This window comes from Methylobacterium platani, assembly GCF_001653715.1.
Lineage (GTDB): Bacteria > Pseudomonadota > Alphaproteobacteria > Rhizobiales > Beijerinckiaceae > Methylobacterium > Methylobacterium platani.
Genome location: NZ_LWHQ01000038.1, coordinates 14,815 through 38,059 on the forward strand (window position 1 = coordinate 14,815; position 23,245 = coordinate 38,059).

Below are 23,245 nucleotides of genomic sequence, written 5' to 3' on the forward strand. Positions count from 1 at the left end.
CATGATCGGTGAGGACGGTTCGGAGATATCACGTCTCTCCGAAGTCATTGTTTAGGCCGATATGGCCGTACAGCGTCGGGCGATGTCTTGGCCAGGAACGGGACGATCTCGGCGGCATGCCGGATCGTCTCGATCGGATCGCGTCGGCCGCGGGAGCGAGCCTTCCCTCGGAGCGCGACCGGGAGCAACACCTGCGGCGCCTCACCTGTGGCGCCGCTCCAGGTGGGGCATCCCCGTCACCCCCCATGGTTGGGCGAGACGAGGCCGAGGCGACGCATGCGCCGGTGCACGGTCGAGCGGTCGAGCCCGAGGTCGCGGGCGACCGCCGAGACGTTCCAGGCGCGCCGGCGCAGGGCCGCCTCGAGCGGATCGTCCCCGGCCAGGGCCGGCGGTGCGGCGTCCCGGCGCCCGGCCTTCACCGTCGGCGGCAGGTCGTCGAGGTCGATCTCCGGCCCATCGGCCAGCGCGCAGGCATAGTCGAGGGCGGAGACGAGCTCGCGGACGTTGCCGGGCCAGGCATGACGCCGGAGCGCCGCCGCCGCCTCGCCCGACAATCGCGGGGCGCCGGGCCGCCCCGCCAGGAGCCGGGCGACGAGGGCGGGCAGGTCCTCGCGCTCGCGTAAGGACGGCAGCGTGAACCGGGCCCCGGCGAGACGGTACAGCAGGTCCTCGCGGAAGCGCCCCTCGCGCACCAGGGCGTCGAGGTCGCGATGGGTCGCGGCGATCACCCGGATGTCGACCGCCCGGGGGCTCGCGGCGCCGACGGCCGTCACCTCGCGCTCGGCCAGGACCCGCAGCAGGCGGGTCTGGGCGTGGAGCGGCATGTCGCCGATCTCGTCGAGGAACAGGGTCCCGCCATCGGCCTGCTGCACCAGGCCGGCCCGGCCCTTGGCGGCCGCGCCCGTGAAGGCGCCGGCCTCGTGCCCGAACAGCTCGGACTCGATCAGGGTCTCGGGCAAAGCCGCGCAATTGACCGCCACGAAGGGCTTGGCCGCCCGGGGAGAGGCGCGGTGCAGGGCACGCGCGAAGAACTCCTTGCCGGTGCCGGTCTCGCCGCCGACGAGGAGGCTCACCCCGGCCGCGAACAGCCGCGAGGCCCGCCGGGCCGTCTCGGCCAGGGCGGGATCGTCCACGGGCAGGACCGGATCGGTGGCGGGCGGCGGGGCGACCGGCCGCGCGCCCCGGGCGGCGGCGGCCGGTTCCAGCGCCAGGGCGTAGAAGCGCTCGCCGCCGCGCAGGCGCAGCACGCGCCGCTCGACCGGCACCGCCCGGGTGAAGCGCGGCAGGTCGTCGACCGAGACCTCGAACAGCGCGTCGAGGCGCAGGCCGAGCCCGGCATGGCGGAGATCGGGTCGGCGGAGATCGGGTCGGCGGTGCTCGGCGGGCCCGCGCGGACGGTGCAGGGCGGCGTCGATCAGCGCCCGCGCCCGGCTGTTGAAGCCGAGGAGGCGCCCGCCGGCATCGACCGCCAGGGCCAGCTCGGGCTCGATGTCGGCGAATTCCGGCGAGCGCGACAGGTGCAGGATCCACTCGCGCCGGAAGCCGTTGTGCAGGCTCGCGGTCTCGATCCGGTGAGCGAAGGACGTGACGAGCTGGAGGGCGAGATGCTGGCTCGCCTTCGGCGCCGGCGATTGCAGGGCCGAGATGTCGAGCACCGCCGCGAGCGTGCCGTCGGCGGAGTAGACCGGGGCGGCGGTGCAGGTCAGCCCGATATGGTCGCCGGCGAAATGGTCGTCGAGATGGACCGACAGCGCCTCGCCGGTGGCGATGCAGGTGCCGACCGCGCAGGTGCCGGCGAGGTGCTCGTTCCAGTCCGAGCCGCGGTAGAGGCCGGCGCGGCGCAGGTCGCCGTCGCGCCCGGGATCGCCGATGAAGTCGACCGCGACGCCGCGGGCATCGGCGAGGATCAGCACGTAGCCGAGCCCAGAGACCTGCCGGTACAGCGCCTCGACGCCGAACCGCGCCACGCGGATCAGGTCGTCGAGGGCGTCGCGGTGCTCCTGCAGGCGCGCCTGGGTGTGGATGTAGGCCCGCCGCGGCGCCGCGGGGTCGAGCCGGTACTCGGCGAGGCAGCGCCGCCACGACTGGTCGATGAGCGGGTCGCGCCCGCCGCCGCCGTCGCTGGCGGTGCGGACGAGCTCGTCGATATGGGCCATCACGGCAGACCGCACCGCGTCCCTCCCGGATCTCCGCCGGAGCCGTGCGCCGGCTCTCTCGCGCCATACTGCGCGAGACCGGCGGGCAGGGAAAGTCCGGCGGCCTCTCCGCCGGGGAGCGGCCGTCGGGGCGGGTCGGGCGCGATCCGGATGCGAGGGGTGCCTCACCGGCGTGACGCCGGCCGGATCGCCGGCGTCACGGCCAGAGCGCGACGCCGTCCAGTCCGGCGGTCTCCGGCAGGCCGCAGATCAGGTTCGCGTTCTGCACCGCCTGGCCGGCCGCCCCCTTGCCGAGATTGTCGACGGCGCCCATCGCGATCACCAGGTTGCGCTCCGGATCGGCCGCGTAGCTGACGAAGGCGAGGTTCGAGCCGGTGGCCCACTTGGTCTGCGGCGGTCGGTCGGTGACGCGGACGAAGGCCCGCCCGGCATAGAAGCGCCGGGCCGCATCCAGGCACTGCTCCGTCGTGGCGCGGCCGCGGCAGTAGATGGTGGCGAGGAGGCCGCGGGTCATCGGCACCAGGTGCGGGGTGAAGACGAGCCCCGCCGCGCTGCCGCCGCTCAGCCGCTCGATCGTCTCGGCCATCTCGGGCATGTGGGTGTGCCGGAGGAGCCCGTAGGGCACCAGGTTCTCGTTGCTCTCGGCGTAGCCGAACCGGCTGTCGCCGCCGCCCCGGCCGGCGCCGGAGATGCCGGTCTTGGCGTCGATCACGATGTGGCCGGGCTCGATCAGGCCGCCGGCCAGGAGCGGCGCCAGCGCGGTCAGGGTCGCCACCGGGAAGCAGCCGGGATTGGCGATCCGGCTCCGCCCGGCGATCCGGTCCGGCCAGATGTCGGCCAGGCCGTAGGTCCAGCCGTCGACGTAGCGGTGGTCGCCGCCGATATCGACGATCTTCACGCCCGCCGGCACCCGCGCCAGCGCCTCGGCCGAGGCGCCCGTCGGCAGCGAGGCGAACAGCACATCGAGCGCCGGCAGGCGCGCCGGGTCCCATTTCTCGATCACCAGCCCGGCGAGCCTTGCCGGCAGGCCGGGGAAGCGGTCGACGAGGGGCGTGCCGGCGCTGCCTTCGCCGGCGGCGTAGACCAGCTCGAAGGCGGGGTGGCTCGCGATCAGGCGCATCGCCTCGCCGCCGCCGAAACCGCTGATGCCGACGATGCCGACGCGGATGCTCATGGGTGTGTCCTTTCCGGGATGCGGGCAAAAGAAAACCCCCGGAGCCGGGGGCTGCGGGGGTTCGGGAACGCGGGAAGGGGCCGCTCCGTCCTGGGGCACCCGGGGTTCAGGTGCAGTCCCTGTGGAGCGACGCCGATCGACGCGCAGGCCCGCAAGCCGCCGCTTGAAGGGAGCGGCGTCGGCGTCGGTCGCAAAGGGTCGCGGGCCTGATCATGCCCCGCGACACTGTCGCCCGGTCCCGGCCGCGTCAAGCGGATTGTCCGCCGCCCTTCGGGGCGATCGATCCCGGCGGGGCGCCTCAGCCGCCGGTCATCGGCGGGAAGAACGCCACCTCGCCGGCGCCGGCGAGCGGCGTCTCGGGCTTGGCGTGGACCCGGTCGACGGCGGCGCGCACCACGCCGTCGGCCTCGAAGGCGTAGGCGTATTCCTCGCCCCGGCCCTTCAGCCAGGCGACGAGGTCGGCGACCGTGGTCACCTGCGGCGGCAGGTCGAGGGTCTCCTCGGGGCGGCCGATCCGCTCGCGGACCCAGGCGAAGTAGACGAGCTTCATCGGCGGCGGCTCATCTCTCGTCGTCGATGACGTGGCGGATGCCGGAGCGCATGTAGTCGTAGCCGGTATACAGCGTCAGCGCGGCGGCGAGCCACAGCAGCACGAGGCCCAGCGTGCCGTTGCCGGGCAGCACCCGCTCGCCGGCCGGACCCGCGATCAGCACGCCGAGCGCCACGAGCTGCACCGCGGTCTTCCACTTGGCGACCCGGCTCACCGGCACGCCGACCTTCAGCTCGGCCAGGTACTCGCGCAGGCCCGAGACCAGGATCTCGCGGCACAGGATCACGATCGCGGCCCAGAGCGACCAGCCGCGGATCGTGCCGTCAGCGCAGAGCATCAGGAGGCTCGCGGCGACGAGGAGCTTGTCGGCGATCGGGTCGAGCATCCGCCCGAGCGCCGAGCTCTGCGAGTAGGTGCGGGCGACGTAGCCGTCGAGGTAGTCGGTGATCGCCGCGACGACGAAGACCGCGACGGCGACCCAGCGCGCGGTGTCGTCCTGCGGCCAGAACAGCAGCGCCACGACCACCGGGACCGCGACCAGGCGGCCGTAGGTCAGGAGGTTCGCGAGGTTCAGGGCCGTCGAGCGGCGCCGGGGCAGGACCACGTTCATCGCCGTCGGTGAAACCACGCGGGAGGAGGGGGCGTCAACAGATCTGGTCTCGGACGGGGCGTCGCGCATCGGCCCCGACTCACGCATCCGCATGAAAAAAGTCGTAGACGGCGCGGGCCGTGGCGGCGTTCACCCCGGGCGTCCGGGCGAGGTCCTCGAGCGCGGCGCGCTGGATCGCCTTCACGGTCCCGAAATGGTGCAGGAGCGCGCGCTTGCGCGTCGGGCCGATGCCGGGAATCTCGTCGAGGGGGTTCTTCACCATCTCGCGCTTGCGCTTGGCCCGGTGCGCCCCGATCGCGAAGCGGTGGGCCTCGTCGCGCAGGCGCTGGACGAAGTAGAGCGTCGGGTCGCGCGGCGGCAGCCGGAACGGCGCCTGGCCGGGCACGAAGAAGGTCTCGCGCCCCGCATCCCGATCGCGCCCCTTGGCGATGCCGACGAGCGGCACGTCGGTGACCCCGACCTCGTCGAGGGCCTTGCGGGCCGCCTCGAGCTGGCCGCGGCCGCCGTCGACCAGCACCAGGTCGGGCCAGGCCGGGAAGGCGTCGGTGTCGGCCGGATCGGGCGCGGGCTCAGGCCGCGCCGGCCCGCCCTCGGCGGCGGCGCGGGCGGCCTCGGCCGTGGTCCGGGGATGCTCCTTGACCAGGCGCGAGAAGCGGCGCTGCAGCACCTCGCGCATCATGCCGTAATCGTCGCCGGGCTTCACCTCCTCGGACTTGATGGTGAAGGTGCGGTAATGGGTCTTCATGAAGCCGGTCGGGCCGGCGACGATCATCGCGCCGACGGCGTTCGTCCCCATGATGTGGGAGTTGTCGTAGACCTCGATCCGCCGCGGCGCCGCGGCGAGGTTGAAGGACGTGCCCAGAGCCGCCAGCAGCTTGCCCTGCGAGGCGGTGTCGGCAAGCCGCCGCCCCAGGGCCTCGCGGGCGTTGCGGGCGGCGTAGTCGACGAGGTTCTTGCGCTCGGCCCGCTTCGGGCAGTGGATCTCGACCCGGTTCTCGCTGCGCGTCGAGAGCGCGGCGGCGACGAGTTCCGCATCCTCGATCTCGTGCGAGGTCAGGACCAGTCGCGGCGCCGGCTTGTCGTCGTAGAACTGGGCCAGGAACGAGGCCAGCACCTCGGCCGGGCTCATGCTGCGGTCGGCCTTCGGGAAGTAGGCCCGGTTGCCCCAGTTCTGCCAGTTGCGGAAGAAGAACACCTCGATGCAGAACTGCCCGGCCTGCTCGTCGAGGGCGAAGACGTCGGCCTCCTCGATCCCCTGCGTGTTCACGCCCTGCACGCCCTGGATGGCGGCGAGCGCGGCGATCCGGTCGCGGTAGCGCGCCGCCTTCTCGAACTCCCAGGCGTCGGATGCCGCCTGCATCTCGGCGGCCATGCGCTCCTTCACGGCATTCGACTTGCCCGAGAGAAACCCCCGCGCTTCCGCGGCGAGGCCGGCATAGTCCTCGACCGAGATCTCCTGGGTGCAGGGGCCCGAGCAGCGCTTGATCTGGTAGAGCAGGCAGGGCCGCGTCCGGTTCTCGAAGTAGCTGTCGGAGCAGGAGCGCAGGAGGAAGGCGCGCTGGAGCGCGTTGACCGTGCGGTTGACCGCCCAGACGCTGGCGAAGGGGCCGTAGTAGTGCCCGGCCCGTCGCCGCGCGCCGCGATGCTTGACGAGCTGCGGCGCGTCGGAATCGGCGGTGAGCAGGATGTAGGGCAGGGACTTGTCGTCCCGCATCAGCACGTTGAAGCGGGGCTTCAACTGCTTGATGAGGTTGGCCTCGAGCAGCAGGGCCTCGGTTTCGGTCGCCGTGGTGACGAACTCCATCGAGGCCGTCTCGGCGATCATCCGGGCGATGCGGTTGGTGTGCGCCTGGCCCCGCGCGTAGGAGCCGACCCGGTTCTTCAGGTTCTTGGCCTTGCCGACGTAGAGCACGTCGCCCTTGGCGTCGAACATCCGGTAGACGCCCGGCGAGGTCGGCAGGGTGGTCCAGAACCGGCGGATCACCGCCGTGCCGGCCTGGATCGCGCCGGCGCCGGCATCGAGGTCGAAATCGATCTCCGGGGCGGTGTCGAGGGCGTCCACCGCCTCGTCGTCGTCCTCGAGGGTGTCGAGGGCGTCGGGCGGCACGTCGTTCCCAGGCTGTCGGCTCATGAGGGCGATGTAGGCGGCGAGCGGGCCGCTGGAAAGACCGCGGCCAGGCGCTAAAAGGCCACCCGTGGACAAGGCCGCTGCGACAAGGCCTCGTCAGCCCCCGCGCCGGAGGACCCGCCGCTTGACCCCGCCCGCCGCATGACCCTCCGCGCATGACCCTCCGCGACTGCCGGACGCCCCGGATCCCGCGCCTCCGGCGCGCGCTGCCGGCCGTGCGCACGATCGAGCACGCCGTCTACCTGCCGCACAGCACGGCCCGGGGACAGCCCTCGGCCCTGTTCGACGCCGCGCGCCGCGCCGTCCCGTCGAGCGTCGATATCCGGGGGCCGGGCGACGCGCCGTCCTGGCAACGCACCGACTGGCCGGCGGAGTGGTCCGCGGGCCTGCCGGCGGACGTGCCCGAGGCGCCGGAGGAGACCTACCTGTTCCTCGGCGGCGCCCACCTGCATTACGGGCACTTCCTCGTCACCACCCTGCCGCGGTTCTGGCCCCTCCTCGAGGCGCGGCCGGCCGCGCCGATCCTCTGCTACGCGCCGGTCCACGAGGCGCTGTGGCAGCCCTACCGCTTCGCCGTCGACATCCTGGGCCTGCTCGGCCTGAGCGTGCGGGAGATCCACGCCTTCGACGAGCCGGTGCGGCTGCGCCGCGTCGTCGTGCCGGAGCCGGCCTTCCGCGAGGAGGCCTTCGCCCACACGGTCTTCCGCGACCTGTGCCTGCGGATCGGCGCCAGCTGCTACGCGCCGGGGGAGGTCGATGCCGACGATCGCCCGGCCTACCTCGCCAAGACGCGGCTCGCGGGCGGCGTGCGCCGCTTCGCCAACGAGGAGGAGGTGACGGAGATCCTGGCGCGCGAGGGCGTCGAGATCCTGCACCCGGAGGCGATGGGCTTTGCCGAGCAGGTCCGGCTGTTCGCCCGGCGCCGGGTGCTGGCGGGCTCCCTCGGCTCGGCCCTGCACACCGCCCTGTTCGCGCCGCCCGGCCGCCGGGTCGCGGCCTTGAGCGCCGGACCCGGGATCAACCCGACCTTCCTGCTTGTCGACGCCCTGTGCGGCAACGCCGTCGCCTACCTGCACCAGCCGGGTACGGTGGAGACGGAGCCCGGCGCCTTCAACAGCCAGCAGTTCCTGCCCGACCCCCGGGCGGCGGCGGAGGGACTGCTGCGGCGGATGGAGCGGATGGCGGTGGGGGGAGGGGAGCGCGGGGCGCTGGCGGCTGCATGGTCGCGGCTCGGCCGGATGGTCGGGCGGGGCGCGATGCCGAAGTAATCGATTTGGCGCGCCGAGATGAAATGGCGACTATATCGCTATTCTGCTGTAATATTGATTTCGAAGAGGGTTTCTGCTCACTCCACGACCTCGGGATGAGGACAAAATTGGGGGAACCTTCGACGCAAGTCGCGCAAGCTCTCAGGCGGAAAAATTCACGGCTTCATTCTCCGCTGTCATCCCGGGTTCCGCTGCGCGCGCCCGGGATGACGATGGAGAATTCCGATTCTGTGTGCGCAGGGTGAGCGACGATAATGCTCAGTCGAACAGCGCGTCGATGTCGGTCTGGTCGACGTGGCCCGGATCCTCGTCGAGCTTCGGTCCGTTGAGCAGGCTGCTCTCGTCGTCGATGCTGACGCCGGTGCTCTCGCCCATCAGGTCCTTGAAGGCGTCGAGCCCGCCCCAGGCCTCGATCATCCGGTCGATATGGTCCTCGACGAACTTCAGCACGTTGACGATCTTGCTGATGCGCTGGCCGGTCAGGTCCTGGAAGTTGCAGGCCTCGTAGAGCACCACGGTCCGCTCGAGGATGGCGTCGACGTCGGAGCGGTCCTTGAGCGCGCCGCTCGAGCGCAGCACCGAGGCGTGGGTCTCGATGTCCTCGACCGCGGCCAGGATGGTGGTGGTCGCCCGCTCGGTGGCGTCGACGACCGCGTCGAGCTCGCCGGCGGCCCGGCGCACGCCCTTGCCGTCGAAATCCTGGCGGTGCAGCACCGCGATCTCGTGCTTGGTCCGGCCGATCGCGGCCTTCATCACGTCGAGCTCGTCGCGCAGCCCGTAGACCTCGGTGATCTCGCGCCGGCAGGCATCGATCACGTCGCCGGTCGTGGTCTGGGTCAGCCGCTTCAGCTCGTTGACCGTCGCCAGGATCTCGGAGATCCGGTCGTCGTTGGCCGACGGCGCCGACGGGGCCGCCTCGACCGGAGCGTAGGACACGCCGAGACTGTCCTCGATGCGGAAGCGCTTGTTCTTCATGGATCCGAGAGAGCCTGCAACCGCGGCCGCATCGCACGGCCCACCCCGCCACTGTCTCCGGGATTGATTGCGAATTGCTGAATGCCTGCCGCATCCGGCGGTCGCGGTGACGAAGGATTCACGATGCGGGCGGATTAACGATTCGCCGCAAGGCTTTAGCCGAATGGTCACCACGTTCCTTCACCGCCCGATGCCGGCCGGCCTGCTCTCTTCGCGGGGAGCCGGCCTTCCGCCGGGCCAGAGGTTCGGGGACGGGTGCGATGGTGTTGCGCGGGGTGGTGCTGGCCGGGGCGGTCGCGGCGGGTCTCGGGGCGGGGCCGGCGCTGGCTCAGGGTGCGCCGGGTGGCTATGGCGGCGGCTTCATCGAGTTCCTGATGACCGGGCAGGATCCGGCGGCCGCGGCCCGGCCCCTGCGCCCCGCACCGGTCGCGGCCGACGGCACGATCCTGCCTGGCCGCGGCTACGGCCGCTCCGGCTACCCCGCCGATGCCTACGGGCCGCGGCCGACCTATGCCCGTACCGCCGGCTACGCCGCCGCGGGCTATTCCGGCGCCCAGGTCGGCTACGCGCCGGACGTCGCCGGGCAGGCCCTGCATTCCGGCGACCCGGTGCCGGCCCGGACATACGCACCCCAGGCCTACCCGGCGCAGCCGTATCCCGGCCGGCAGGCCTATGCCGACCCGTTCGAGACGCCCGGCGCCGGTCGTGCCCCGATGCCCGTCCCGGAGGCCCGGGAGGAGGGGATCGGCCGCGCGATGGACCCGCGCTTCCAGCGCCAGGAAGTCGCCTACGACGGCGGGCAGCGGCCCGGCACCGTCGTGATCGACACGCCGTCGCGCTTCCTCTACCTCGTCCAGCCCGGAGGCCGGGCCCTGCGCTACGGCATCGGCGTCGGCCGGCCGGGCTTCGCCTGGTCGGGGATGAAGACGGTCAGCGCCAAGCGCGAATGGCCGGACTGGACCCCGCCGGCCGAGATGCTGCGCCGGCGTCCGGACCTGCCGCGCCACATGGCCGGCGGTCCCTCGAACCCGCTCGGCGCCCGCGCCCTCTATCTCGGCTCATCGCTCTACCGCATCCACGGCACCAACGAGCCGCACACGATCGGCCAGTCCGTTTCCTCGGGCTGCATCCGGATGATGAACGAGGACGTGATGGACCTCTACGAGCGCGTGCCGGTCGGCGCCCGCGTGATGGTGATGTGACGTTGGCAACAGGCCCCGCCGCGCTGCCGCGGCGGGGCCTGTCGTGCTTTCGCGTCGTGGCATCAGCACGTCGACGCCGGGGCATCCGGCGCATCGGCGCCGGGAGATGGAGACCTCGCGGGCTCAGCCGGCGCCTTCGAACCGATCTGCTCGAAGGCGCTGCGGTATCGGACGTTCACGACGTCGCGTGCGAGTGCCGGGTCAGACCCAGTCGTCGCTGCCGCCATCGCCCCCGTCGCCGTCGAACGAGGCGTCCTGGAAGCCGGCATCGTCGCCGCCGAGCGGTGCGCCGAAATCCTCGCTGCCGCCCTGGTTGCCGAAGTAGTTGTTCTCGACCACCGTCTCGCCGCCGCCCATGCCGGCGCCGCCGAGGCCCGCCATGCTGCCGAGCGACGAGTGGCCGCCCGCGAAGGCGTTGCTGAGCGCGCTGCCGAGCAGCATGCCGCCCGCCGCGCCCGCCGCCATCGGCAGGGCGGTGGCGAGGAAGCCGCCGCCGCGCTGCTGCGGCGCCTGCGGCTGGCCGCCCCACGGACCGCCCTGCTGCGGGGCGTAGCCCGGCTGCTGCGGCGGGTAGCCGGGCTGCTGCCCGTAACCCGGCTGCTGCTGACCGTAGCCGCCGCCCTGGTTGCCCCAGGCGCCGCCGCGCGGCGGTTGCTGCTGCGGCTCGGGCCGCGAGCCGCCGCCGAAGATGCTGGAGAAGAAGCCGCCGCCGCCCGAACCCTGGCCGGCGCCCGCGCCCTGGCCGGCGCGCTGGGCCTCGGCGCGGGCCTGCTCGAGCTGCTGGTTGAGGCTCTTGATCGCCTCCTCCTGCACGTAGACGAGCTGGGCCATCGCGTAGGGCGCGTAGGGCTGGGCGCGGATCTTGTCGGCGATGAAGCGCTCCGCGTCGGCATCGCGGGGCTGCTGCGCGGCCTGCTCCAGTCGCTGGAATATGCCGTTGATGACGTCGCGTTCTTCGCTGTTCATGGAGCCGTACTCCTTCGATGGCCGGCGGGCGGGCCCGGCCCGGCGCCCACGAGATGGGAGGGGGGCCGGCGTTTGTCACGGGGAGGCAACGCGCGAGCGGAGCATTTTCGCCCATACCCTGCATGACGTTTTCGACAGGTCTCCTCATCCTGCGCGGGCCCGCCGGCATCCCCGCCGCGTCCGGGGCGGGATTGCCGCATCGTGCCGGCGCAACCCCGACTTTCTGGCGCCCGCAACCCCTGTTAAGGGGAGCCGCGACGCGGCCCGTGCGCGGGGCCGGCGGGAGGAAAGAACATGGATCGCAAGACGGTCGGCGGCGTGTCGGTGGCATCCGTGCTGCACGATTTCGTGGTGAACGAAGCCCTGCCGGGCACCGGGATCGCCCCGGAGGCGTTCTGGACCGGCCTTTCGGCCATCGTGCGCGACCTGAGCCCCCGCAACCGCGCCCTGCTCGAGACCCGCGACGCCCTGCAGGCGCGCATCGACGCCTGGCACCGCGAGCGGATCGGCAAGCCGGTCGACGAGGCCGCCTACAAGGCCTTCCTCACCGAGATCGGCTACCTCCTGCCCGATCCCGGCCCGGTCCAGGTCCGCACCGAGAACGTCGACGACGAGATCGCGACGATCGCCGGCCCGCAGCTCGTGGTTCCGACCTCGAACGCCCGCTACGCGCTCAACGCCGCCAATGCCCGCTGGGGCTCGCTCTACGACGCGCTCTACGGCACCGACGCGGTGTCGGAGGAGGGCGGCGCGACCCGGGGCGGGGGCTACAACCGCACCCGCGGCGCCCGGGTGGTGGCCCGCGCCCGCGCCTTCCTCGACCGCAACATGCCGCTCGCCGGCGGCCGCCACGCCGACGTCGTGACCTACGCGGTCGAGGGCGGCCAGCTCGTCGGCAACATGAATACCGGCGACACCATCCCGCTCGCCCGGCCCGACGCCTTCGCGGGCTACCGCGGCAAGGCCGGTTCGCCGACGGCGCTGCTGCTGCGCCACAACGGCCTGCACGCCGAGATCGTGCTCGACCGCACCCACCGGATCGGCCGCTTCGACGCCTCGGGCGTCGCCGACATCGTGATCGAGTCGGCGGTCTCGACCATCATGGACCTCGAGGATTCGGTCGCGGCGGTCGATGCCGACGACAAGGTCGTGGTCTACCGCAACTGGCTCGGCCTGATGAACGGCACGCTCTCGGCCGCGGTCGAGAAGGACGGTAAGCGCTTCGAGCGCAAGCTCAACCCCGACCGCACCTACACCGCGCCGGACGGCACGGGCGAGGTGACCGTGCCCGGCCGCTCCCTGATGCTGGTGCGCAATGTCGGCCACCACATGTTCACCGACGCGGTGCTGGACGAGAGCGGGGCGGAGGTGCCGGAGGGCATCCTGGACGCCGCCGTGACCGCGCTGATCGCGATCCACGACCTCAGGAGCACGGGCCTCCGCAACAGCCGCCGCGGCTCGGTCTACATCGTCAAGCCGAAGATGCACGGACCCGAGGAGGTCGCCTTCGCGGTCGAGCTGTTCACCCGCGTCGAGGCGATGCTGGGCTTGAAGCCCAACACCCTCAAGATGGGCATCATGGACGAGGAGCGCCGCACCACGGTCAACCTCGCCGCCTGCATCAGGGCGGCGTCCGAGCGGGTGGTGTTCATCAATACCGGCTTCCTCGACCGCACCGGCGACGAGATCCACACCGCGATGGAGGCCGGCCCGGTCATCCGCAAGAACGACATGAAGGGCACGCCCTGGATCAAGGGCTACGAGGAGAACAACGTCGACGTGGGTCTGGCCTGCGGCCTGCTCGGCCGGGCGCAGATCGGCAAGGGCATGTGGGCGGCGCCCGACGCCATGGCCGACATGCTGATGCAGAAGGGCGCCCATCCGAAGGCCGGCGCCTCGACCGCCTGGGTGCCCTCGCCGACCGCCGCGACGCTGCACGCGCTGCACTACCACGAGACCGACGTGAAGGCCCGCCAGCAGGAGCTGGCGCGCCGGCCGCGCTCGGCCCTCGACGAGATCCTGCAGATCCCGCTCGCCCGCTCGAACTTCGCCCCCGACGACGTCCAGCAGGAGATCGACAACAACGTCCAGAGCATCCTGGGCTACGTCGTGCGCTGGATCGACCAGGGCGTCGGCTGCTCCAAGGTGCCGGACATCCACGACGTCGCCCTGATGGAGGATCGCGCGACCCTGCGGATCTCGTCCCAGCACATCGCCAACTGGCTGCACCACGGCGTGGTCTCGCAGGACCAGGTGATGGAGACGATGAAGCGCATGGCAAAGGTGGTGGACCGCCAGAATGCCGGCGACCCGCTCTACCGCCCGATGGCGCCCGGCTTCGACGGCTCCGCCTTCCAGGCTGCCTGCGACCTGGTGTTCAAGGGCCGCGTCCAGCCCAACGGCTACACCGAGTACGTGCTGCATGCGCGCCGCCGCGAGGCGAAGGCCGCGGGCGCGCCTGCCTGAGGCGTCAAGGGGGGAGCGTCCGGCTGAAGGCCGGGCGCTCCTTCCGACCCGGACGCGGCAGCATCAGGCCGAGCGGGCGCCGACGACGCGCAGGCCCTCGGTCTCGTCCTCGGGGACGCGGTCGCGGATCCAGGGCGGGCAATAGGGCTCTCCGTCGGCCTGGACGATCCAGTTGCGGGCCTCGTGCGTGTCGAAGGGCGTGGCGCCCTCGGGCCGGTTGCAGGCATCGTGGATCGCGCCGTCCGGCAAGCGCAGGCGGATGCCCGCGGCGACCTCGAGCGGGACCTGCACGTCGTGGACGCGACGGAGGTGCGGGCCCACCAGCACGCCGCTGGCGCACGCCGGTTCGGCCACCATCGGGGAAGGGGGACGGGCGAGGCGAGGGCGGTCCCGGACTTGCCCGTGCGAGGCGCGATCCAGGGGCGGGGCGACGGGGGGACGATCCTGCCCGCCCTGCACCTGCCCGCCTCCGACACCATCTCCTCGACGGCACCGACACCCGGCGATCCTGGTCGCCGAGAAAGACGACGGCACGGGATGCTGCAGGTCGTGTCGTTCGAGTTCGCTGTGCTTCCGGACGGATACCGGCGTCGCGCTCGACCGACATGCCTGTGCATGGACCAGGCCGCGATCACGCAGGACAGCTCTTGGATCGGCCGCGGTCAGAAAGGCGCCGACGCGACCTGATCTCTGAATTTGGCGGAGAGAGAGGGATTCGAACCCTCGATACGGTTGCCCGTATACACGCGTTCCAGGCGTGCGCCTTCAACCACTCGGCCACCTCTCCGGGCCAGATCGGCGGGGCGGCGGAGCGCCCGTGCCGGTCAGGTGCCGTCCTCTAGCGGGGCGCGGGCCGCGGCGCAAGCGCGAGATCGCCGGGTTCGTCGATTCAGGGCGCGGCGCGGCCGCGAAATCACGGCGGCGGGGCGGGGCGTCGCTGCAACCGGTGCAGGGTATCGGCCGTTTCGATCATCGGCCGGCGCGTGGGCGCCGGTCGGCCGTGACCGGCCGCCCGACAACGCGACACCGCCCCTTCGGCCGCGCCGCTCCCGGGCGGGCGCTCCGGATGGGCCCGACCGGCAAGGACAGGCGACGTGGACAACGACACCGTGAATGCCAAGGACGCCCAGGACGGCGAGCGGCCCGTGATCCTGGTGGTCGAGGACGAGGCGCTGACGATCATGGATCTCAGCGACGTGCTGGACGCCGCCGGATTCGAGGCGCTGCAATCGGCCTCCGCCGAGCGGGCACTCGGCCTGCTGACCGGGCGGAGCGACATCGTCGCGCTGATCACGGATGTCGAGCTCTCCGGCAAGACCGACGGCTTCGACCTCGCCCGCACGGCGGCCCAGATGCGGCCCGACCTGCCGATCGTCGTGGTGTCGGGCCGCACCAAGCCCGATCCGGAGCGGATGCCGTCCCATGCCCGCTTCGTCGCCCGGCCCTGCCGCGGCGACGACATCCTGGAGGTGCTCAGGACCTTGATGAAGCGGTAGGGGCGGGCGGGCCGAGGGGTTCCGGCTCGGCGAGCCAGACCTCGACCGGGGCGCAGGCCGGCCCGAAATCGAGGATCAGGTTGCGCAACCGGCGCCCCGGGGTCCCGGGCGCCTCGGGCATGTCGACGAACTCGCCGACGGCGCGCAGGACACCCTCGATCCTGCGTCGACCCAGGGTCAGGCTGACGGGCGTCCCGCTGCAGGTGTCCACGCTTCCTCTCCTCTCACTGTCAACCGGATAACGCCGGGCAGGGGGGCGTGGTCCATTCGGGACTCGATCAAGGTTACGGCCTGGTCACCGACGTGCACGACCGGCGAAACTGCACTCTCGGGTTGCGGCGGCGCCCCCGCCTCAGGCGCCGGCCTTCAGGGCGCGCAGGCGCCGCGCCCCGGTCTCGGCCGGGCTGCCGGCCGGCGACAGGCGGCGCTCCAGGGCCTCGAGCTGGCGGCTCTGGGCGCGCAGCAGGAGCCGCAAGGCCGCGATGCTGGCCTGGAGGTCGCGGGCATCGCCGAGCGGATCGGCGGCGGGACGCGGGGGTGTGGGGCGGGTCGTCGTCGCGTGAGTCGGCATGGGCCGCATGAGGCGACGACATGCTTAACCAAACGTAAAAAAGCCCCGCCGTGCAGGTGCGCGGCGGGGCCGGTCGGGGGCGGCGGCGGATCAGCTGCCGGCGCGGTCGCGCAGGGCCGGGATGAACAGGTCCTGCCAGCTCGTCGGCTTGGTCTTCATGATGCCGGCCCGGTTCATGAAGGTCACGAACTCCATGATGCCGTGCGGCGTTGCCGAGAACCGGCTGTCCGGGTCGTCGAGGATCTGCGCGACCTCCTGGGGCGCCACCTTCACCTTCGAGGCGCGGGCGAAGATCTCGGCGGTCTCGGCCTTGTTGGTCTTGATGAACTCGCACGATTCGTCGAGGGCGGCGAGGAAGGCCTGCGTGACCTTCGGGTTCGCCTCGGTGAAGCGCTTGAGCGCGAACACCACGTCGAGGGTGATGTCGCCGAAGACCTGCGAGGCCTTGAGGATCGTGCGGATCTTCGGGTCGGCGCGCTCGACGTTGGTGAAGGGCGGCGAGGCGAAGTGGCCGACGATCTCGGTCTTGCCCGAGAGCAGCGCGGCGACCGCCTCCGGGTGGGGCAGGCCGACGGTGCTCGAATCGAGCTTGGCGTAGTTCTCGGGCCCGAATTGCTTCGCCACCGCCATCTGCAGCACCACCGCGGCGAGCGAGGTCTTGATGCCGGGAATCGCGATCTTGTCCTTCGGGGTGAAGTCGGCGAGCGACTTGATCTCCGGCTTGTTGACGTTGAGGTCGAGGGCCGTCGTCGACATGCCCGAGATGCCGATCACCTCGGTCTTTGGGCTGCCGCGGCCTTTCGACCACAGGGCGAGGAAGCCGGGGGCGCCGGTGCCGGCGATGTCGAGCGAGCCGGCGATCATCGCATCGTTGATGACGTTGCCGCCGTCGAGCGTGAGCCAGCTCACCTTGACGTCGCCGAGGCCCGCCTTGGCGGCCTGGGATTCCAGGAACTTCTTCTCCTGCATCACGAAGAGCGGCAGGTAGAGGACGCCGTAGCCCTTGGAGATGCGGACCTCGGACACCTCGGCGCGGGCCGGGGCGAGGCCGAGGGACAAGGCCAGGGCAGCGCCGGCCGCGAGGCCGAGGAGCTTGCGTGCGAACATGGATCGATCCTCCCGTTTTCGTCGTTCATGCCCCCCGGACCGTGCGCGGTCCAGGGGGCGATCGCTTCTTTTTAGTGCTGCATGCCCCAGCGGCGGATCGTCTTCTTCTCGATGTTGGCGAAGATCACGTTCTCGACGAAGAGGCCGATCATGATGACGGTGAACAGGCCGGCGAAGACGTTGGTGGTCTCGAGTGCGTTGCGGTTCTCGAAGATGTACCAGCCGAGCCCGCCCGAGCCCGAGGAGACGCCGAAGACCAGCTCCGCGGCGATCAGGGTGCGCCAGGCGAAGGCCCAGCCGACCTTGAGGCCGGTGAGGATCGAGGGGAAGGCCGCCGGGATCAGGATCGCCCGCACCAGGGCGAGGTTGCGCAGGCCGTAGTTCAGCCCGACCATCCTGAGGGTGTTCGAGACCGAGCGGAAGCCCGCATGGGTGTTGAGCGCGATCGCCCACAGCACCGAGTGGACGAGGACGAACACCACGCTGCCCTGGCCGAGGCCGAACCAGATCAGCGCCAGCGGCAGCAGCGCGATCGCCGGCAGGGGATTGAACATCGCGGTCAGCGTCTCGAGCAGGTCGGTGCCGATCCGCGAGCCGATGGCGAGGGTGGTCAGCAGGGCTGCCAGCACGATGCCGATGCCGTAGCCGATGGCGAGGGTCTGGAGCGAGACCAGCGCCTTGGCGGGGATCTCGCCGCTCAGGATCGCGGCGGCGAAGGCCTCGACGGTGGCCGAGAAGGTCGGGAACAGCAGCGGGTTGTCGAGCCAGCGGCCGTAGGCCTCCCAGGCCGCCGCCAGGACGGCGAGCACCAGGGCCTTGCGCAGCCAGCTCTGGCGATAGGCGAGCTCGGCGAAGGACAGGCGCTGCTCGACGCTGATCGCGCCGGCGGCGGAGGTCTCGCGGACGATCTCGGGCCGCTGGACCAGCGGCGGGGTGGAGAGGGGGGCGAGGGTGGCGGTCACGGCGTGTCTCCCGGGTCGTCTTGTCAGGCGAACAGCATGTCGTTGATGCGGGTCTCGAGGGCGCCCTGCGCGGCGGTGCCGAGCTCGGAGGCCGGCAGGCTGTTGAGCTCCGCCTTGACCTGGCCCGGATGGGGCGAGAGCAGCAGGATGCGGGTGCCGACCTTGATCGCCTCCTCGATCGAGTGGGTGACGAACAGGACGGTGAAGCGGGTGTCCTCCCACAGGCGCAGGAGCTCGTCCTGCATCTTGCGGCGGGTGAGCGCGTCGAGCGCCGCGAAGGGCTCGTCCATCAGCAGGATGTCGGGCTCCATCGCCATGCCGCGGGCGATGGCGACGCGCTGCTTCATGCCGCCCGACAGCATGTGGGGAAAGGAATCGGCGAACTTCGCGAGGCCCACCTTCTCGATGTAGGCCATCGCCCGGTCCATCGCTTCCGCGCCGCTGGCCCGGCCGCTCGCGGTCAGCGCGAAGGCGACGTTCTGCTTGACGGTCTTCCAGGGCAGGAGCTGGTCGAATTCCTGGAACACCATCATCCGGTCGGGGCCGGGCTCGGTGACCTTGCGGCCCTTGAGCTTGATCTCGCCCTCGACCGGGGTCATGTAGCCGCCGATCGCCTTGAGCAGGGTGGACTTGCCGCAGCCCGACGGCCCGAGCAGGATGTAGCGGTCGCCCGGCATCACCTCGAAATCGACCCGGTAGGTCGCGGTCACGAGGTGGTCGGTGGTCTTGTACTGGAGCGTGACGCCCTCGACCGAGAGCAGCGGCTCCGGGATGAGTGTCGGGCGTGCGTTCATGGCGTGTCCTCCCCGTTCGTCCGTCGCGATTGCCCGCTTGGCCGGGCCTTGGAGCGTGGGGTAGCCTTCGAACCTGTCGCCAACCTGACAGATATCTCCACCGGCCGGCGAAAGAGGAATTTTCGTGCGCATCCTGCTCGTCGAGGACACGCGGGACGTCGGCGAGGCCATCGCGGCGCGCCTGCGCGGGCTCGGTCACGCGGTCGACTGGGAGGTGGACGGGTCGGCCGGGGACGCGCTGCTGGGCGTGCAGGCCTACGACCTCGTGATCCTCGACGTGAACCTGCCGGGGCTCGACGGCTTCGCGATCCTCAGGCGCCTGCGCGCCCGGCGCGGGCCGGTGCCGGTGCTCGTCCTCACCGCCCGCTCGGAGGTCGACGACCGGGTCGGGGCGCTCGATCTCGGGGCCGACGACTACCTGGTGAAGCCGTTCGACTTCCGCGAGCTCGAGGCGCGGGTGCGCGCGCTCCTGCGCCGCAACAGCGGCCACGCCGACAACGCGCTCACCCTCGGCAACCTGCGCCTCGACCGCGAGGCCCGCAGCGCCAGCGTGGCCGGCGAGGTCGTGGACCTGACGCGCCGGGAATGGACCCTGATCGAGATCCTGGCGGCCCGGCCCGGCCGCGTCTTCGCCAAGGGCGAGCTGCTGGAGCGGGTCTTCGCCTTCGAGGAGGAGTCGAGCGAGAACGCCGTCGAGCAGATCGTCGCGCGCCTGCGCCGCAAGCTCGCGGGTGCCGGCGCCCGGGCCGAGATCCGCACCCTGCGCGGGCTCGGCTACCAGGTGGTGTGCCAGGAACCCGGAAATCCTGAGCCGGGCCATCCCGAATCATGATCCCCGACTCCGTGATTCCCGCCTCGTCCGGTCCCGCCTCCGCGGGCAAGCGAGCGCCCTCGCTGCTCGCCTCGTCGCTGTTCGCCCGCCTCGTCGCGGTGCTGGCGGTCGTCCTCGCGGCGGGGGCGGGGCTCCTCCTCGTCGCCGCCTGGGCCTCGGCCCGGCACGCGGCGGACGAGGCCTACGACCGGCTCCTCGTCGGGGCGGCGCTGCAGATCGCCGAGACCATCGCCAGCGACGGGCGCGAGATCACCGTCGACCCGCCGTTCTCCGCCTTCGAGACCCTCGGCCTCAGCCCCCGCGACCGGATCTTCTACAAGGTGGTCGATCCCGCCGACCGGCTGCTGACCGGCGACGCCGACCTCGCGGTGCCGGTCGACCGGGCGCGGCTCGCCGCCGGGCCGGTCCTCCTCGATGCCGAGCATCGCGGCCAGGCGGTGCGGGCGGTGGTGGCCGGGCGCTACGTGCCGGACGCGACGAAGGCGGGGTTCGCCGCCGTGGTGGTGGCCCAGACCCGCGAGGCGCGCCGGGCGCTCGCCCGTGGGCTCACCGCGGAGGCGAGCCTGATGGTACTGGCGATGAGCGCGCTGGCGCTGGGCGCCGTCGCGGTGGCGGTGCGCGCCGCCCTGCGGCCGCTCGGCGCCATCGAGGGCGTGCTGGCGGCCCGCGGGCCCAACGACCTCCAGCCCCTCGGGCTCGCCGCCCCGCGCGAGATCCACCTGCTCGTCGCCTCGATCGACCACTTCATGGGCCGGCTCTCGGGTCACGTCGCGGTGATGAAGCGCTTCATCGCCGATGCCGCGCACCAGATCCGCACGCCGCTCACCGCGCTCGCCGCCCAGCTCGACCTCCTGTCGAGCGAGACCGACGAGGGGCGCCGCCGCGACCAGATCGCCCGCCTGCGCGAGCGCACCGCCGAGCTCGGCCACCTTACCAACCAGCTCCTCAACCACGCGATGGTGATCCACCGCGCCCGCTCGGCGTCGTTCGATCCGGTCGACGTGGCGGGGCTCGCCCGCCGCACCCTGATCGACGCCGTCCAGGCGGCCGGATCCCGGGAGATCGACATCGGCTACGAGGGACCGGACGGGGCCCTGACCATCCCGGGCGACGCCATCGCGCTGCGCGAGGCGCTGGCCAACCTGATCCACAACGCCCTCAAGCACGGCGCGCCGGGCCGCCTCACGGTCCGGCTCGGGCGCGAGCGCGACCGGGTGGTGCTGGCGGTGGAGGATGACGGGCCGGGTATTCCGGCGGGCGACTGGGCCCGGGTGCGCGAGCCGTTCCAGGCGGCGGCCGGCGGCGGCATCGGCTCCGGCCTCGGCCTGTCGATCGCCGCCGAGGTCGCGGCGGCCCATGGCGGCGAGCTGCGCTTCGAGAGCCATTCCGAGCGGGGATTCTGCGTCGTGCTGTCGCTGCCCGACGGGGCGCCGGCATGATCCGGCGCCTCGGCCGGCTCGCCGCCCCGCTCCTCTTCGCCCTCGCCGGTGCCCTCCCGGGCCCGGCCGCCGCCGAGACCGAGACCCGCTTCCCCGCGAGCGAGCACGAGCGGACCACCCTGACGATCCGGGCCGCCGCCGACCTCGACGCGATGGCGCCGCTGATCCGCGACTACCAGCTCCTCTATCCCGACGTGACGGTCGTCTACCACGAATACGTCACCGCCGACCTGTTCGGCGAGGTGCAGCGGGCTTGCGCCGAGGGGCGCCGGAGCGGCGGCTACGCCGCCGACGTGGTGATCTCGTCCTCGGTCGACCACCTGATCAAGCTCGCCAATGACGGCTGCGCCCGCGCCCACCGCTCGATCGAGACCGGCCGCCAGCCCGACTGGGCTGCCTGGCGCGACGAGGTGTTCGGCTTCACCACCGAGCCGGCGGTGATCGCCTACCGGCCCGACCTCGTGCCGCGCGAGGACCTGCCGCGCAGCCGGGTCGAGCTCGTCGACCTGCTGCGGCGCAAGCCCGATGCCTATGCCGGGCGGATCGGCTCCTACGACATCACCCTGTCGGGCGTCGGCTACCTGTTCGCGGTCTACGACGCCCGCGCCGCGGCCACCTACGGCCGCCTCGTCGAGGCGTTCGGGCGGGCCAGCCTCCGGGTGCGCTGCTGCACCGCCGACGTGATCGCCGATCTCGAGGCGGGCCGCATCGCGATCGGGTACAATCTCCTCGGCTCCTACGTCTACGGCGCGATGCGGCGCGGCGCCCGCCTCGGCATCGTGGTGCCGCGGGACTACACCCTGGTGCTCAGCCGCGCCGCCATGGTGCCGGTCACCGCCCGGGCGGTTGGGGACGCCTTCGCGTTCCTCGACTACCTGCTGTCGGCGCGCGGCCAGCGGGTGTCGCGCGAGGAGGCCTTCTTCTTCGACCGCACCGGCCCGCTGCCGCCCGGCGTCGACGGCCCGCCGAGCCTGGCGGCGGCCGGCCTCTTTCGGCCGATCACCGTCGGGCCGGTGCTGCTCGCCGTGCAGGACCGCGCCAAGCGCGCCCGCTTCCTCGCCGAGTGGCGCCAGTCGATCGGCCCCCAGGGGCAGACGGGCGGGCCGGCGCCGTGAGCGGGCCTCCTCCGGCAACCGGTTCCGGCCTCGCGCGGTTGACCGTCGGGTGACGCCGTGGAGCGATCGTCATGAAGGGAACCCCGACCAGCCTCTGGCTCTCCGCCGCCAACCGGGCCGCCGGCTTCTGGATGGGCCATGCCGCGAACGCGGTACGGCGCCAGCAGCGCGCGGCGCTGACCGCGATGAGCCGGACCGGGACCGCCAAGCCGAGGACGAAGCGGCGACGCCCGGCCAAGCGGGGCTCCGCCTGAGCCGGCCCCTTCGCGCGGGTCGCGAATCGCCCTAAGCTCCCCGGCCGTGAGCCGTCCCGCACGATAACGGGGCGACCACCGGAGGAAGCATCATGCACGACGTGGTTCGCATCACGGTGCGGCCCGACGGCCGCTACACGCTCTATCGCGGCGAGACGCCGCTGATCTTCGGCCTGACCCGCGAGATGGCCTTCAGCCTCGCCGAGAGCTGCGGCGTCGTCATCGAGCGGGCCTACAGCATCAACTGAGACGCGCGCTCACGCCTCGCCGCGGGTGGCGAGGCGGGGCCAGACCAGGCCGGCGGCGAGCGACGCCGCCGCGCCGAAGCCGCACCCGACCACCTTCACCAGGAAGTCGGCGACGCGGCCGTGCCGGGTCGGCTCGAGCAGCTGCATCGCCTCGAGCAGGCCGGCCGCCCCGATCGTGAGCGCCAGGATCTGCCAGCGATGGCGCGGGTAGCCGACCGACAGCAGGAAGGCGAGCGCCGCGAAGGCGGAGAACCGCTCGACCGAGACCGGCATGGTGCTGACCGGCCGGTAGCCGATCGGCGCGACGGTCGCCACCGTGATGGCGGCCAGGATCAGCCAGCCGAGAAGGCGTGACGCTCTGGACATGCTGGGGAAGACCCGCGAGGCAGGACCCGTGAGGACCGGACGGTCCGGGCTGTCGGAATGACGCGGTACGCGGTGCCAGATCGCAGAGGACGGCGCAATCCCGTCGCCGGGTTTCGGGGCGCCGCCCGAAGGGGCTGCGGCACCATGACGTGGGAGGCGGCGACTTCAGGCGGGATCGCGCGGGAGCCGGGACGGCGTCGCCGGAAGGCCGCTCTCGCGGGCGGTCGCGACGCGCTCCCGCTCCTCGCGCCGCTCGATCGCTCCCAGAACCAGCATCGCCTGCGCGCCGCTCGCCGTCGCCGCCAGGATCCCGAACACGCAAGCCCAGCCGAGCCCGTATTGCAGCGTCCAGGCCCCGGCGGTCATGCCGCCGCTGATCGTGGCCGCGACGACGAAGAACACCCGGCACCTCCCATCCCGCTGCGTTCGATCCGGGCGGTATTTCTATTTCAAGTTGTATTTTCTGTGAAGCGCAATTTACGAGCGGGGTTACGGGCTGGTGGACGGAATGCGGGTACGACCACCGACAGGGTGTCGTGGCGCAGGAGGGATGGTTCGGCGTGATA

24 protein-coding genes, 1 tRNA gene and 1 pseudogene are annotated in these 23,245 nt (G+C 72.2%); 10 read left to right on the top strand and 16 right to left on the bottom strand.

What is annotated here, in order from left to right; all coding sequences use genetic code 11:
* Window positions 1-236: 236 nt before the first annotated feature.
* From A5481_RS18650 to uvrC, 5 genes are all read right to left on the bottom strand, one after another.
* On the bottom strand, window positions 237-2,171 hold the full coding sequence (locus tag A5481_RS18650) for a sigma-54-dependent Fis family transcriptional regulator (RefSeq protein WP_245238797.1): 1,935 nt from the start codon (window positions 2,169-2,171) through the stop codon (window positions 237-239).
* A 181-nt stretch (window positions 2,172-2,352) separates the two neighbouring features.
* Window positions 2,353-3,330 carry an N-acetyl-gamma-glutamyl-phosphate reductase gene (gene argC, locus A5481_RS18655; protein ID WP_048433830.1) on the bottom strand — a complete coding sequence of 326 codons (978 nt, stop codon included), beginning with the start codon at window positions 3,328-3,330 and terminating at the stop codon, window positions 2,353-2,355.
* A gap of 298 nt (window positions 3,331-3,628) precedes the next feature.
* Complete coding sequence (gene moaD / locus A5481_RS18660) at window positions 3,629-3,880, bottom strand: molybdopterin converting factor subunit 1 (protein ID WP_048433831.1); 252 nt, start codon at window positions 3,878-3,880, stop codon at window positions 3,629-3,631.
* 10 nt (window positions 3,881-3,890) lie between these two features.
* Window positions 3,891-4,490 (bottom strand): CDP-diacylglycerol--glycerol-3-phosphate 3-phosphatidyltransferase, encoded by a 600-nt coding sequence (gene pgsA / locus A5481_RS18665; RefSeq protein ID WP_048433832.1) that lies wholly within the window; start codon window positions 4,488-4,490, stop codon window positions 3,891-3,893.
* Between the two features lie 79 nt (window positions 4,491-4,569).
* Window positions 4,570-6,621: an excinuclease ABC subunit UvrC gene (uvrC, locus tag A5481_RS18670; protein ID WP_048433833.1), complete on the bottom strand. Its 2,052-nt coding sequence runs from the start codon at window positions 6,619-6,621 to the stop codon at window positions 4,570-4,572.
* A 152-nt stretch (window positions 6,622-6,773) separates the two neighbouring features.
* Here uvrC and A5481_RS18675 point away from each other — a divergent pair, with 152 nt between their 5' ends.
* A complete protein-coding gene (locus A5481_RS18675) occupies window positions 6,774-7,886 on the top strand; it encodes a glycosyltransferase family 61 protein (protein WP_064504151.1) in 1,113 nt (370 codons plus the stop codon).
* Between the two features lie 258 nt (window positions 7,887-8,144).
* On the opposite strand, the gene A5481_RS18680 is transcribed toward A5481_RS18675, so the two are convergent.
* On the bottom strand, window positions 8,145-8,861 hold the full coding sequence (locus A5481_RS18680) for a hypothetical protein (protein WP_064504153.1): 717 nt from the start codon (window positions 8,859-8,861) through the stop codon (window positions 8,145-8,147).
* Window positions 8,862-9,121: 260 nt separating this feature from the next.
* On the opposite strand from A5481_RS18680, the gene A5481_RS18685 reads away from it, so the two are divergent.
* Window positions 9,122-10,063 carry a L,D-transpeptidase gene (locus A5481_RS18685; protein WP_064504155.1) on the top strand — a complete coding sequence of 314 codons (942 nt, stop codon included), beginning with the start codon at window positions 9,122-9,124 and terminating at the stop codon, window positions 10,061-10,063.
* Between the two features lie 201 nt (window positions 10,064-10,264).
* Here A5481_RS18685 and A5481_RS18690 read toward each other — a convergent pair whose 3' ends face one another.
* A complete protein-coding gene (locus A5481_RS18690) occupies window positions 10,265-11,029 on the bottom strand; it encodes a DUF2076 domain-containing protein (RefSeq protein WP_048435427.1) in 765 nt (254 codons plus the stop codon).
* A 294-nt stretch (window positions 11,030-11,323) separates the two neighbouring features.
* Here A5481_RS18690 and A5481_RS18695 point away from each other — a divergent pair, with 294 nt between their 5' ends.
* A complete protein-coding gene (locus A5481_RS18695; protein WP_048435426.1) occupies window positions 11,324-13,495 on the top strand; it encodes a malate synthase G in 2,172 nt (723 codons plus the stop codon).
* A gap of 63 nt (window positions 13,496-13,558) precedes the next feature.
* On the opposite strand, the gene A5481_RS35935 is transcribed toward A5481_RS18695, so the two are convergent.
* Window positions 13,559-13,816, bottom strand: coding sequence for a hypothetical protein (locus tag A5481_RS35935; RefSeq protein WP_425339755.1), 258 nt, complete (start codon window positions 13,814-13,816; stop codon window positions 13,559-13,561).
* On the opposite strand from A5481_RS35935, the pseudogene A5481_RS35940 reads away from it, so the two are divergent.
* A pseudogene (locus A5481_RS35940) lies at window positions 13,715-13,963 on the top strand (hypothetical protein); the annotation flags it as partial. The gene A5481_RS35935 and the pseudogene A5481_RS35940 sit on opposite strands and share 102 nt — an antisense overlap.
* A gap of 229 nt (window positions 13,964-14,192) precedes the next feature.
* On the opposite strand, the gene A5481_RS18705 reads toward A5481_RS35940, so the two are convergent.
* Window positions 14,193-14,282, bottom strand: a tRNA-Ser gene (locus A5481_RS18705).
* A gap of 307 nt (window positions 14,283-14,589) precedes the next feature.
* Here A5481_RS18705 and A5481_RS18710 point away from each other — a divergent pair.
* A complete protein-coding gene (locus tag A5481_RS18710; RefSeq protein WP_064504157.1) occupies window positions 14,590-14,991 on the top strand; it encodes a response regulator in 402 nt (133 codons plus the stop codon).
* On the opposite strand, the gene A5481_RS18715 is transcribed toward A5481_RS18710, so the two are convergent.
* The 5 genes from A5481_RS18715 to A5481_RS18735 all read right to left on the bottom strand — a co-directional run bounded on the left by A5481_RS18715 (window position 14,969) and on the right by A5481_RS18735 (window position 18,425).
* Complete coding sequence (locus A5481_RS18715; protein ID WP_064504159.1) at window positions 14,969-15,202, bottom strand: hypothetical protein; 234 nt, start codon at window positions 15,200-15,202, stop codon at window positions 14,969-14,971. The two genes, A5481_RS18710 and A5481_RS18715, sit on opposite strands and share 23 nt — an antisense overlap.
* A gap of 141 nt (window positions 15,203-15,343) precedes the next feature.
* The gene (locus tag A5481_RS18720; protein WP_048437753.1) at window positions 15,344-15,562 is read right to left on the bottom strand and encodes a hypothetical protein; all 219 of its coding nucleotides are present in this window, start codon (window positions 15,560-15,562) and stop codon (window positions 15,344-15,346) included.
* A 90-nt stretch (window positions 15,563-15,652) separates the two neighbouring features.
* Window positions 15,653-16,669, bottom strand: coding sequence for an ABC transporter substrate-binding protein (locus A5481_RS18725; protein ID WP_064504161.1), 1,017 nt, complete (start codon window positions 16,667-16,669; stop codon window positions 15,653-15,655).
* 71 nt (window positions 16,670-16,740) lie between these two features.
* On the bottom strand, window positions 16,741-17,631 hold the full coding sequence (locus A5481_RS18730) for an ABC transporter permease (protein ID WP_048434718.1): 891 nt from the start codon (window positions 17,629-17,631) through the stop codon (window positions 16,741-16,743).
* A gap of 23 nt (window positions 17,632-17,654) precedes the next feature.
* Window positions 17,655-18,425, bottom strand: a complete 771-nt coding sequence (locus A5481_RS18735; RefSeq protein ID WP_048434719.1) for an ABC transporter ATP-binding protein — start codon at window positions 18,423-18,425, stop codon at window positions 17,655-17,657.
* Between the two features lie 124 nt (window positions 18,426-18,549).
* Between A5481_RS18735 and A5481_RS18740 the strand changes: the two genes are divergently transcribed.
* The 5 genes from A5481_RS18740 (at window position 18,550) to A5481_RS34690 (ending at window position 22,313) form a co-directional block, all read left to right on the top strand.
* Entirely contained in the window at window positions 18,550-19,257 is a 708-nt protein-coding gene (locus tag A5481_RS18740; protein ID WP_048434720.1) for a response regulator transcription factor, read from the top strand.
* Window positions 19,254-20,696 carry a sensor histidine kinase gene (locus tag A5481_RS18745; protein ID WP_082173188.1) on the top strand — a complete coding sequence of 481 codons (1,443 nt, stop codon included), beginning with the start codon at window positions 19,254-19,256 and terminating at the stop codon, window positions 20,694-20,696. The genes A5481_RS18740 and A5481_RS18745 overlap by 4 nt, the downstream gene beginning before the upstream one ends.
* Entirely contained in the window at window positions 20,693-21,811 is a 1,119-nt protein-coding gene (locus tag A5481_RS18750) for an ABC transporter substrate-binding protein (protein ID WP_048434721.1), read from the top strand. Before A5481_RS18745 ends, A5481_RS18750 begins: the two co-directional genes overlap by 4 nt.
* Window positions 21,812-21,882: 71 nt before the next feature.
* Window positions 21,883-22,065 carry a hypothetical protein gene (locus A5481_RS18755; RefSeq protein WP_048434722.1) on the top strand — a complete coding sequence of 61 codons (183 nt, stop codon included), beginning with the start codon at window positions 21,883-21,885 and terminating at the stop codon, window positions 22,063-22,065.
* 92 nt (window positions 22,066-22,157) lie between these two features.
* Window positions 22,158-22,313: a hypothetical protein gene (locus A5481_RS34690; protein WP_167350072.1), complete on the top strand. Its 156-nt coding sequence runs from the start codon at window positions 22,158-22,160 to the stop codon at window positions 22,311-22,313.
* A 9-nt stretch (window positions 22,314-22,322) separates the two neighbouring features.
* Here the strand turns inward: A5481_RS34690 and A5481_RS18760 are convergent, their stop codons facing one another.
* Both A5481_RS18760 and A5481_RS18765 read right to left on the bottom strand, forming a co-directional pair.
* Window positions 22,323-22,679: a VanZ family protein gene (locus A5481_RS18760; RefSeq protein ID WP_048434723.1), complete on the bottom strand. Its 357-nt coding sequence runs from the start codon at window positions 22,677-22,679 to the stop codon at window positions 22,323-22,325.
* A gap of 165 nt (window positions 22,680-22,844) precedes the next feature.
* Window positions 22,845-23,081, bottom strand: a complete 237-nt coding sequence (locus tag A5481_RS18765) for a hypothetical protein (protein WP_048434724.1) — start codon at window positions 23,079-23,081, stop codon at window positions 22,845-22,847.
* Window positions 23,082-23,245 lie beyond the last annotated feature (164 nt).